Origin of the sequence: Planococcus sp. A6 (assembly GCF_028823615.1) — a bacterium.
In the GTDB taxonomy this organism is placed as follows: Bacteria; Bacillota; Bacilli; order Bacillales_A; family Planococcaceae; genus Planococcus.
This window is the reverse complement of the sequence record NZ_JAPEHT010000032.1, coordinates 19,710-30,414: the sequence shown is the minus strand read 5'-3', so window position 1 is coordinate 30,414 and position 10,705 is coordinate 19,710. Positions and strand designations below refer to the sequence as shown.

Genomic DNA, 10,705 nt, shown 5'->3' with positions numbered 1-10,705 from the left:
AGCGCAATCTCCACTACACGATCTTTACAGCTCTCTTCCACATTAAAAAACTCTTGAATTCCCCAAAGCTTTTTAAAAACACCTAAACAGTTTAACCCTCTTTTAACCTCTGTCCCCTAGGATTAACAACAACAGGATTCCGTCCGCGCCAAATTCTAAGGAGGATCGCCGCCGCAAACAGATGGCCGGATCAAATGATATGCTGCATCACTGCTTCGGGAGCGGATCTTGGCTTCCAGAATGAACGCAAAAGAGGTTGAAACTATGGAAAAAACAGTCATCGCCATCATGTTCGTCGTCATCATCACGAAAGTTCTCGGCTTTTCACGGGATATCTTCCTATCGTTTTTCTACGGTGCCGATGGATTGACCGACGCCTACTTGATCTCGACCGATATCCCGACAGTGTTCTTTGCGTTTATCGGCATGGGCATCGCCGCGAGCTACATCCCGGTCTACACGAAAATCCGTGAAGAGCGGGGCGATGTAGCGGCAGAGCGCTTCACAGCGAACGTCACCAACGCGGTCATGCTGCTGTCGACGGTGCTGGTCATCTTGCTCGTGGTGTTCCCCGTGCCGATCGTCAAATTGTTCGCCTACGGGTTTGAAGGAGAGACGCTGCGCATCGCGGTGCTGTTCACGCGGATTATTTCATTGACGCTTTACTTTACTGCCTTGATCTTCATCTTCACCAGTTACCTGGAAGTCAAAGACCGTTTCCTACCGACGGTGCTGAGCGGCTTGCCGCTGAATGTGCTGCTGATCACGACGATTGTGGTCAGTTCGAAAATGGACATCATGATGCTAGCCATCGGAACGGTCATTGCGGTCATCGTGCAGTTTCTGTACATGGTGCCGGCAATACGCAAAAGCGGTTATCGCCATCAAATGGTGCTGAACCTGAAAGACCGAGATTTGAAGCAGATGATGATGCTCGCGATCCCGGTCATCATCGGGGTGTCGGCTGACCAAATCAATATCCTGGTCGACCGGACGATCGCTTCACAACTTGCGGAAGGCGGGATTTCCGCCTTGACCTATGCACACCGCATCGTATTCTTCGTCCAGGCGATTTTCGTACTGGCGGTCGTGAAAGTGATGTTCCCGAAAATCTCGAAATTGGCTGTGAGGAAAAATATAGAGGAATTGAAAGGCGTCGTCGGCAAGATCATTACGACGGTGTCGTTGATCGTCATTCCCGCTGCGGTCGGCATGATGATTTTTGCACGGCAGATCACGGAGCTGTTGTTCGGGCGCGGGGCGTTTGAGGAACGTGCCATTGCGATGACGACGGGTTTATTGTTCTTCTACGCGCTGGGCTTGCTCGGTTTCGGTCTGCGTGAAGTGTTGTCGAAAGTATTTTATTCCTTGGAAGATTCACGGACGCCGATGATCAACGCATTCGGCGCGATGTTTTTGAATGTCGCATTGAACCTGGTGCTATCACGCGTTATCGGGCTGAACGGCTTGGCGCTTGCGACCAGCATCGCGGCAATCGTCAGTACGGTGCTGTTATATGCATCGCTGGTCCGGAAAATCGGTTCGCTCGACAGTCGGCGGCTTATGGTCGACTTGGCGAAAGGCATACTCGCCGCAATCGTCATGGGCATCGCGGCAAGAACGGCATTCACAGTTTCCTTACTGGCAGTGGGCGATATTCCGGCATTGTTCATCGGCGTATTGACGGGGGTCATTGTTTATGCGGCGATGCTGTGGGCGCTGCAATTGAGCGATATCGCCTACTACAAGTCGCGATTGATGGCATTGGCGAAACGTTGAAAGAAGGGGGTGGGGGTTCATGATTTATGTACTTGGATTTTTTGTGATACAGATTCTGGCAACGTTTTTAATCAAAGATTTTCTTCCGCCAGGAGATGGATATGGGATGCTTCTCGTCTTTACAGGAATCGTCGCCATTTCGTTGTATCTATACCGCAATTTGAAGAATGAATGGCTGTTCGTCATTTTTGCCGGGTTCGCGGTGCGGGTGGTCATTTTGTTCATCGACTTGTATGTTCCATCGATCGGGATTTTCTCGAGCGGCACGGATACGGAATATTTCCATGAAGTTTCCGTAATGGTGGCCAACGGGCAATATCCGCTGGACCAGACTTCGACGGTGTATGTGCCGTTTCTGTCAGGGCTTTACTACATGATTGGGGAGCAGCGGGTTTACTCGCAATTCCTCAATATCGCCTGTTGGGTGTTCTCGGCCGTCTTCCTCTTCAAGTCCTTGAACTATTTGCAGATCGAGAAGAAATTGAGCTTTATCGCGTTGCTTATTTTCACGCTTATGCCGAACAGTATCTTCATGTCGAGCATCCTGTTGCGGGAAGCATTGATCATTTTCTTTACGACCGTGTCGCTTTATTATTTCCTGCGCTGGATCGGGGAGCGCTCGTTCCTCCAGTTCGGCTGGGCTGTCGTGCTGTCGATTCTGGCGATGATGTTCCATACCGGCATGATCGGCTTGCTGCTCGTCTATATCGCCTCGTTCGTCTGGTTGGAGCGCGGGAAGATGGGCAGGAAAATTTCGACGCCTCTCATCTATTTGTTGTTTGTCGGCGGCATCGCATTCCTCGTTTTCCAGAACTCCGATGTCTTCTTGAGTAAATTCGTCACGGAAGAAGGCGGAACGGTCGATTACGAGATTTTCGCTGAAGGCGGTTCGGTCTACCTGGCAAGCTTCAGTGGATTATCGGGGATAGCGGCACTGCTCGTTGCACCGCTCAAAATGTTCTACTTCCTGTTTTCGCCGCTGCCGCTCGATTGGCGGGGAGGCGGGGATATTGTCAGCTTCTTGTTTGATTCCAGCGTTTACTTGTTCCTGATCGGCGCTACGCTTTATGGCCTGTTCCGGAGCGAAATGCCGGTGCGGACGAAAATATTCATCTTGCTGGTGATCGGGATGACCGTTTTCATCTATTCCTACGGGACGCAAAGTGCCGGAACGGCGATGCGGCACCGCAATAAAATCATCCCGCTATTATTGCTGTCGTTCGGAGCAGCGAATAGCAAGCAATTGCTGGAATTCACCAAAATGAAATGGACGGGGAAAAAGGGGGAGAAGGTGGGCTCATGATGGAAAACTTAAAAATCGCAATTGTTGGGGCCGGGGAAACAAGCTTGCTTGCGGCAACAACGTTCGGCACGGTTTATCCGGTCATCGTATTCGATCCGGATCGCTCCAAAAGAGCAAGATTCGATGAAAAAGGCATTGCTTTTACCGATCAAGCCGGCGAACTGGCTGATGCCGGCATCCTTCTGATGACAGGATCGAAGCGCCCCGTCTATACCTTGGATGCGCTTACGGAGTTGTGCCAAATTGTCGGGAGGCATATAAAAAAAGGCTCGGTGCTCATTTTTGAAGCCCCGGTGTACCCTGGCACAACCGAAGAAATTTGCATCCCCTTGATCGAGCAGTATTCAGGTTTTATCGCCGGAAAGGAATTTTTCGTCGGTTTCGCCCCATCCAGATGGCAAGTCAGTGAACCCCAAGGCAAGGTTGCGAAAATGCGCAAAGTGATTGCCGGGCAAAGCGGCCCCGTCACCGATTATCTCGCAGATTTATTCGAACCTATCCATGACGGAGGTATTTACAAAGCGAAATCGATCCGTGTCGCAGAAGCCGCCCAATTGCTCGAAATCGCCCAAAAAGAAGTGAATATCGCATTGATGAACGAAGTTGCGCTGACCTTGAACCAGCAGGGAATCGATACGCATGATGTATTGGAAACTGCCAATACGAAGCGGGGATTCATCAAATTCGAACCAGATCTCCTCGGAGACAATCCCGTGCCATGGCATGGAGTGGACCAATTCTGGTGCAAAGGCGAGCAGAAAGGGAGGCAAGTGGCACAGCGGATTATCAAGAAATTGATCCAGAACGAAGTCATCATCCACGAAGCGCGCATCACGGTGCTTGGCCTCACGAAAGAAGACGGAACAAGCGAAGTGCCGGAAACGGGGGTGCTCGAACTCGTCTCGGAGCTTCAAGAATACGGCATGGATGTTCAAGTCACGGATGCCAGACTCGAACTGGGCCAGGCGGAATGCGTGGGAGGCGTTTTGCTGACAAAGCAGGAGGAACTGCTTCCAGCGGTTTCGGTCATACTTGCGGTACCGCATGAAGCTTACCGGAAAACAGGATGGAAATTATTCGAGCGTTTGCTCGAAGGCAAGGAAGGCTATGTCTTTGATGTCAAAAGCATACTTGAACGGAATGAAAAACCGGAGAAGGTGACTTTATGGAGAATGTGAGGAGGAGGCAGCCCATGATTGTTGGAGATTTCAGTGAAGAGAAAAAGCGGCCGAAGCGCTCGAACGCAGCGGTGAGGTTCCTGGAAGTCGTGATTGCCACTTTGATGTTATTGGTCTTATCACCATTATTGTTAACAGTCGCCTTATTGATTCGCCTGGAGTCGAAAGGCCCTGCCATGTTCAAGCAGCAGCGCGGCGGCCTTTACGGACGGCATTTCACCATCTATAAATTCCGGACGATGGAGCATGGTCGCGATAAGAAGCGCAACCGCATCGATCCATTCGACGGCGACCCGAGCATTACAAAAATCGGCAATATCCTCCGCAAAACAAGCATCGATGAATTGCCCCAGCTGATCAACATCGTCAAAGGCGATATGTCATTCATCGGGCCGCGCCCCACTGTCACCGACCAGACCGACAATTACAACGATTACCAGAAGCAGCGACTGATGGTGAAACCGGGTGTTACGGGCCTCGCCCAAGTGAGCGGGCGCAACAGTTTAAGCTGGGACGAAAAAATTGACATCGATATCGATTATATCAACCGCAAAAGCTTGCGACTCGATTTGTACATCTTGATGCAGACGGTGGTCAAAGTGTTCCGGACAGAAGAAATATATGAAAAAAGCTGAGCGGAGGGTAATGCCATGACAACGAAACTGATCCACGCCGTAACTGTTTCGGAAAGTTTGAGCTTTATGGATGGCCAATTGCGTTATTTGAAAACACGTGGATTCGAGCCGAAAGCATTGAGTTCCAAAGGCCCTGGCTTCGAGGAGTTTCGGGCAAGTGAACAAGTGGAGATGCTTGAACTATCGATGGATAGGGGCATTTCGCCGCTCCACGATCTGCAATCGCTTGCCCGGTGCATCACGCTATTTCGCAGGGAACGCCCTTTAGTCGTCAATGCCAGCACGCCAAAAGCCGGCCTGGTCGTCACTATGGCGGCGCGGATGTGCCGCGTGCCTGTGCGAATCTACACGATGAGGGGCTTGAGGATGGAGACGACTGCGGGATGGAAGCGCAGCTTATTGTTGACTATGGAAAAAATTGCTGCGTCTTCTGCGACGCACTGCCTGGCGGTATCGGACAGCTTGCGGGAGCGGGCGATCGAATTCGGCATCGCCGATGAAGAAAAAATCAGTGTGCTCGGGAAAGGCAGTGGCGACGGATTTGATGTAGCGAGATTCCAGAGCACCCCTGAAATTGAGGCAGCCGGAAATGAACTGCGCCATCGCTATAAACTCAGCAAAGAGCATATCGTTCTCGGGTTTGTTGGCAGGCTGACAAGAGACAAAGGAGTCAATGAACTGGTTGCCGCCTTCAAGCTGTTAAGCCGGGACAACGAGCAGCTGCGTTTGCTCATCGTCGGTGATTACGAGGACGATGACCCGGTAGAAGAAGAAGTGAGACGGGAAATCGAGAACAATCCGAAAATCATCAAAACCGGGTTTCTGCCGGATCCGGTAGCGTATTACCATGTGATGGACATTTTCGTATTCCTGACGAAACGTGAGGGTTTTGGCAATGTGTCGATCGAAGCGGCTTTATGTGGGCTGCCGGTCGTCGCTTCCGATGTCACGGGTGCACGGAATACGATTGTGGACGGGAAGACGGGCTTATTGGTGGATCCTGAGAACTTAAAGGAAATCACGGAAACGATTCACAAATTGATAGCATCCGACAGTTTGCGCGCACGGTTTGGGGAAGCCGGGCGGGAATGGGCAAGCACCCATTTCAGCAACGAGGTGCTATGGAAAGAGCTGGACAGTTTCTATAAAAACTGCCTCAGCGAATCGCTGGTACCAGCCGGCGAATTGAACTAAGGGTTCAGGTCATGCGGGGAAAATCAAAAACAAAGGGGAGTTTCATTTGAAAACATATTATTATATTGCGTCTGCTGGAGTACTGGGTGTCAAAACGAATATCAAAAATTTCGGCTGGTCGTACGGCCATAACGTTCCCGAAGGCACGATGGAACAATATGAACGCTGCGTGGTCCGCATGCAAGTCGAGATGAAGGAATTCAATGATGACGCCGAACATGAAGCGATGGGGAAATACCATTATTTCAGCGGCACGCCGGGAGCGGACAAAATCTATTACACACGAAATTATGCCGGTAAGGGACGCATGCGCATCCGTGCGGAAGGGTTTTTAACGGACGAACCGAAAATCACCGTCAACCGCGCTTATTATAAACTCATCACCCACCGGATCATGAACCTTCATTCCATCGGCTATATCATGACCGATCTTGCGACACTATTGTTATTGAAAAAAGGCTATGCGCCGATTCATTGTTCCGCATTCAAGAAAGATGAATCGACCTTGACGGTGTTCGCTCCGCCGGATACTGGCAAGACATTGAGCAGCATGACGGCTTGCATGGAGCACGGCGCCGAATTCATCGCAGAGGATCTGGCCATCACAGACGGCAAAACGATCCATTCCGTGCCGTGGACCAGTACATTCCGCTATTACTCCACTGTCGAGCAGGGGATGGGCGCAAAAATCAAGAACCGCGTCGATAAACTTTTGCCGGTGATGGAATATATCAGCTTCAAAAAGCCGGACCCAATTACAGAGTACGTTGGTGAACAATCGATACTCGACCATCAAGTAGTGACGCACGTCGCCATTCTTGAGCGCGGCGATGATTATGTCGCGGAACAAACTGAAGCCGTAGCGCTCCAGAAGCTGATGAACTTAAACCGTTATGAATTCAATTATTTACGCTCGCCATTGCTGACGGCGTATGAATTCTTCAATCCCGAATTGAACATCGACCAGGCACTCGCCAATGAACGCGAAGTTTTGACGAAATTGATCCGGGGCAGCGAGAAAGTGTTTTCCGTGAAAAAGAATAACGCCACTCATTATGCGAAGGAACTACTCGAACAAATCGGCAGCCCGATTGCATCTGTGAAAACGGTGCAAGGGGCTTGAAGGGAAGCGATCCATCATGTCAGCGAAAGTGTTGCACGCCATGACCATTGCGCAAAGCCTTCAATTGGTGAGGGGGCAATTGAAGACATTGGAAACGCACGGCTATGAAGTGAAAGCATTGACTTCAGAGGGAAGCTACGCCAAAATCTTTGAACAACAAGAGGGAGTGAAGGTGCTGCACGTCAATATGGAGCGCGAAATCGCCTTGAAGCAAGACTTGGAATCGCTGTTCGCTTGCATCCGTGTCATCCGCTCCGAAAAGCCGGATATCGTCAATGCCGGAACGCCGAAAGCGGGATTGATCGTGTCGCTCGCTGCTTACTTTTGCAGGGTGCCCGTGCGCATCTATAATGTGCTAGGCTTGCGCCTCGAGACGACTGGGGGGATCAAGCGGCAGATCTTGCTGATGGCAGAGAAAATCGCTGCAGCGTCTTCAACCCATATGCTTGCAGTATCGCCGAGCCTGAAGCGCCAAATTGTCGAGCTTGGCATTGCGCCTGCCGATAAAATTAAGATTCTCGGGCATGGCAGCGTCAATGGCTTCGACCTGCAGCGCTTTGAACTGGATGACGAGATGAAACGGCGTGTGGAGGAAAAGCGTCAAGCTTATGGATGGACCGGCGACGAACTTGTTCTCGGGTCAATGGGGCGGATCACGAAAGATAAAGGCATTGACGAAACAGTGCGTGCGTTCACCGAGCTGCATGGGCAGCACCCGAATTTAAGGCTGCTCATTGTCGGCGATTACGAATCGGCGGATGCAGTTTCCGAGTGGACGCGCGAAACAATCACCAGTCATCCGCATATCGTCCACGAAGATTACCAATTGGACCCCGTACCGTTTTATCATTTGATGGACCTGTTTTTATTCCTCACAAAACGCGAAGGATTCGGCAATGTGTCGGCGGAAGCGGCGCTGACGGGGATACCGGTCATTGCAGCGGACGTCACGGGCGCGCGCGACACCTTGGTGGACGGGGAAACCGGCTATTTGGTCGACCCTGACAGCCACGAAGATGTCATGGGAAAACTGGACAAATTGATCAGCGATCCTATGCTGCGTAAAGAGCTGGGGGCAAATGGCCAGGAATGGGTACGCCAGAATTTCAGCAATGAAGCCTTATGGGAAGAAATGGATCAATATTACCGAAGCTGCTTGCTAGAACGCTCGAGTGTGCTCGGTGAAGTGCAGTGAAATGTGCCTGAACTTAATCTGTTTCCTGATTGCAAAATGGATTCAAGCCAAACGAAAACCCGGCATGTTGTATGCCGGGTTTTGTTTATGCTATTACTCTTCTCTTGGGGCAATGCTGATCGGGCGTATGGAGCCCCATGGTGCAACGTCGATGGTGACTTCGAGGTCGACTGCTTCTTCCAGTTCTGGGCCGCGGCCTTGCTCAACGTAAAAGTTTTCAAGCTGTGGGGCGACGATGCGGCGGTCGTATTTGCTGCCGTTGATGGCGCCGAAGAACGGCTGCTCCTCGATGCGGTCGATGACGGCGTAGCCATCTTCACCTGCCGTCAAGGTGAAGTAGACGGCGCCGTCGGAAATTCCGGCAGGCGCGTCGAGGTCCGGATACTGAAGCATAACGTATTCACCGTAGAACGGGTCGAACGGGTCATAAGGTTCAGCACGCAATAAGTATTGATCGCCAAACCAGGAAGTAGCGTAGAAGCTGACGACGAGCAATGCGACAAAGACGGTCTGCAGAGCAGGCATTAGCCATTTCTTCATGTCACTGCACCTTCTTTCTTGCGGTTAAGCCACCAGGCGATGCCTGACAGCACGAACAGCAGGATGGCGCCGATCAGGAAGAACAGCGACATGTCGAGCCGTTCCCACGCGTAAATGACGTAGATGACGAATTGCACGACGATGAAATAGACGAAGCCCAAAGCGAGCGGTTGATCTTGGCGCTGGGCGATGACCAAATAGGCAAGCGCGGTCAATTCCGCGACGATGGCTAAGGCGATGGCCGTTTCATCGAAGAGCATGAAGCCGACAAGCCCGAGTACGCCGAGCCACATCAAATGGCGTTCGCGGAAGTAGGCGAGTGCGAGCACTATTGCCCCTGCCACTGCAAGAGCGATCGATTCAGGCATGGTCAATTCGGCGAAAGCCATATCGCTTTCCCCGCGAATCGCCAGGAAGACGATCAACTGGATCCCTCCGACAATCAAGTAAAGCGGTCTCAATAGCTGTTGTTTGTCTTTTGGGATCACCAGCAACAGCAAGGTGAGTGCGAACAATGTCCAGATCGGCACGAGCGGGCTGTCGATGTCCCATATGCTCCATACGAGAAAGCCGGAACCGAACAACAAGAGCCAGCTGAAAACCATCGTCGGCCAGTCTTTGCTCAGGAACAGCCAAGCGAGTGTGACGGCGATGAACAGCAGCCATTCGATCAAGCCAATGCCGGGAGCTGCCGAGGTCAGGATGGTGATTCCGCTAATGAACGCCAATACGGTGAATGCGGCATGGCGCCAGATGAAGAAATGGGCGATGGCGGCAATGAACAGCGCCCACGGAACGATGCTGGAACCGGTGCCGAGATGGAAGGTTTGGCCAGTTACAACTAAACTCGCACCGAACATCACATATCCAAGCACCTGAAAAATGATCGGATGGCCAAAATGTTTTTTCTCGGAGAAATAAGCGAGCACATAGAAAATCCACATGAGCAAGACGACCATGCCGACTTTTGAGAGCGCCGGTATGGCTTGCCAGTTGGCAGCGATAAAACTGAAGACGGCAAGCGCAAAAAAGATCAAGCCGATGACGAGCAAAAGAGGCAATTTGCGCTTTTTCGGCTGACGGGTTTCAAACGCCTGGATGCGCTCAGTCGTCTCTTGGTCGATAAGCCCTTCCGCCCGCCACCTGGCGAGTTTGCGTTCCCATTCCATATAGGACACCTCCCTAATTATTAACTGTATTATAAACCTATATTGTCAGAAATAACAGAAAACGTTCCTATTTTCTAGGTCTATTTTAGTAATTCGGAGCGCGTAATAATTGCGTTCATAGTAAACTATACTTGCATAAAATTTTGCATTATTTGCAGGAAAAAACTCACATAAAAAGGGTTAAAGCTGCTTTGTGGCGAAAGATTAAACTTATCTTAAAGAATGAAAAACTGGGTTGGGCGACGCTGGAGATTGGGCTTGATGATTTCATAAAGGCTGGAGCGTGAAAGTGGTGGAGTTTGTATATGAATGGATGGGCCACATCCAATTGGGGGTATTTTTGCTGGCGCCGCTATTATTGCCATGGTGGCTAAAGCGATACATCTGGCTTGGTTTTGTGGCAGTCGGGTATGTACTTTACATAGCTTGGGGGCTGTATCTTCAAGCTACGGGAACTATGGAAGAGTTCGGGACCGGTTTCGGCATGATGATCCTGCCGTATTTGGCGGGAATCTCATTGTTCGGCTATTTGCTTCAAAAATCGATTGACCATTCGAAGCAGAACGGTTCGGAGGAATAGAAAAGGGAG

10 protein-coding genes are annotated in these 10,705 nt (G+C 50.9%); 8 read left to right on the top strand and 2 right to left on the bottom strand.

Annotated features, from left to right (window positions below; genetic code table 11):
• The first annotated feature begins 264 nt into the window (after positions 1–264).
• The 7 genes from murJ to ON064_RS06805 are packed head-to-tail and all read left to right on the top strand — an operon-like array spanning position 265 to position 8,407.
• Complete coding sequence (gene murJ / locus ON064_RS06835; protein WP_274624193.1) at positions 265–1,779, top strand: murein biosynthesis integral membrane protein MurJ; 1,515 nt, start codon at positions 265–267, stop codon at positions 1,777–1,779.
• Between the two features lie 19 nt (positions 1,780–1,798).
• Complete coding sequence (locus ON064_RS06830) at positions 1,799–3,082, top strand: hypothetical protein (protein ID WP_274624192.1); 1,284 nt, start codon at positions 1,799–1,801, stop codon at positions 3,080–3,082.
• Positions 3,082–4,260 (top strand): UDP binding domain-containing protein, encoded by a 1,179-nt coding sequence (locus ON064_RS06825; protein WP_274624191.1) that lies wholly within the window; start codon positions 3,082–3,084, stop codon positions 4,258–4,260. Before ON064_RS06830 ends, ON064_RS06825 begins: the two co-directional genes overlap by 1 nt.
• Positions 4,261–4,274: 14 nt before the next feature.
• Positions 4,275–4,895, top strand: coding sequence for a sugar transferase (locus ON064_RS06820; RefSeq protein WP_121298045.1), 621 nt, complete (start codon positions 4,275–4,277; stop codon positions 4,893–4,895).
• A 15-nt stretch (positions 4,896–4,910) separates the two neighbouring features.
• The gene (locus ON064_RS06815; protein WP_274624190.1) at positions 4,911–6,089 is read left to right on the top strand and encodes a glycosyltransferase family 4 protein; all 1,179 of its coding nucleotides are present in this window, start codon (positions 4,911–4,913) and stop codon (positions 6,087–6,089) included.
• 46 nt (positions 6,090–6,135) lie between these two features.
• Positions 6,136–7,212, top strand: a complete 1,077-nt coding sequence (locus tag ON064_RS06810; RefSeq protein WP_274624189.1) for a hypothetical protein — start codon at positions 6,136–6,138, stop codon at positions 7,210–7,212.
• Between the two features lie 16 nt (positions 7,213–7,228).
• Positions 7,229–8,407: a glycosyltransferase family 4 protein gene (locus ON064_RS06805; RefSeq protein ID WP_274624188.1), complete on the top strand. Its 1,179-nt coding sequence runs from the start codon at positions 7,229–7,231 to the stop codon at positions 8,405–8,407.
• A gap of 93 nt (positions 8,408–8,500) precedes the next feature.
• Here the strand turns inward: ON064_RS06805 and ON064_RS06800 are convergent, their stop codons facing one another.
• Entirely contained in the window at positions 8,501–8,947 is a 447-nt protein-coding gene (locus ON064_RS06800) for a GDYXXLXY domain-containing protein (RefSeq protein ID WP_274624187.1), read from the bottom strand.
• The gene (locus ON064_RS06795; protein ID WP_274624186.1) at positions 8,944–10,116 is read right to left on the bottom strand and encodes a DUF2157 domain-containing protein; all 1,173 of its coding nucleotides are present in this window, start codon (positions 10,114–10,116) and stop codon (positions 8,944–8,946) included. The genes ON064_RS06800 and ON064_RS06795 overlap by 4 nt, the downstream gene beginning before the upstream one ends.
• Positions 10,117–10,408: 292 nt before the next feature.
• On the opposite strand from ON064_RS06795, the gene ON064_RS06790 reads away from it, so the two are divergent.
• On the top strand, positions 10,409–10,696 hold the full coding sequence (locus tag ON064_RS06790; RefSeq protein WP_274624185.1) for a hypothetical protein: 288 nt from the start codon (positions 10,409–10,411) through the stop codon (positions 10,694–10,696).
• Positions 10,697–10,705: the final 9 nt, after the last annotated feature.

Coding starts and splice junctions, on each gene's coding strand:
- murJ (WP_274624193.1), top strand. CDS start 265: ATGGAAAAAACAGTCATCGCCATCATGTTCGTCGTCATCATCACGAAA.
- ON064_RS06830 (WP_274624192.1), top strand. CDS start 1,799: ATGATTTATGTACTTGGATTTTTTGTGATACAGATTCTGGCAACGTTT.
- ON064_RS06825 (WP_274624191.1), top strand. CDS start 3,082: ATGGAAAACTTAAAAATCGCAATTGTTGGGGCCGGGGAAACAAGCTTG.
- ON064_RS06820 (WP_121298045.1), top strand. CDS start 4,275: ATGATTGTTGGAGATTTCAGTGAAGAGAAAAAGCGGCCGAAGCGCTCG.
- ON064_RS06815 (WP_274624190.1), top strand. CDS start 4,911: ATGACAACGAAACTGATCCACGCCGTAACTGTTTCGGAAAGTTTGAGC.
- ON064_RS06805 (WP_274624188.1), top strand. CDS start 7,229: ATGTCAGCGAAAGTGTTGCACGCCATGACCATTGCGCAAAGCCTTCAA.
- ON064_RS06800 (WP_274624187.1), bottom strand. CDS start 8,947: ATGAAGAAATGGCTAATGCCTGCTCTGCAGACCGTCTTTGTCGCATTG.
- ON064_RS06795 (WP_274624186.1), bottom strand. CDS start 10,116: ATGGAATGGGAACGCAAACTCGCCAGGTGGCGGGCGGAAGGGCTTATC.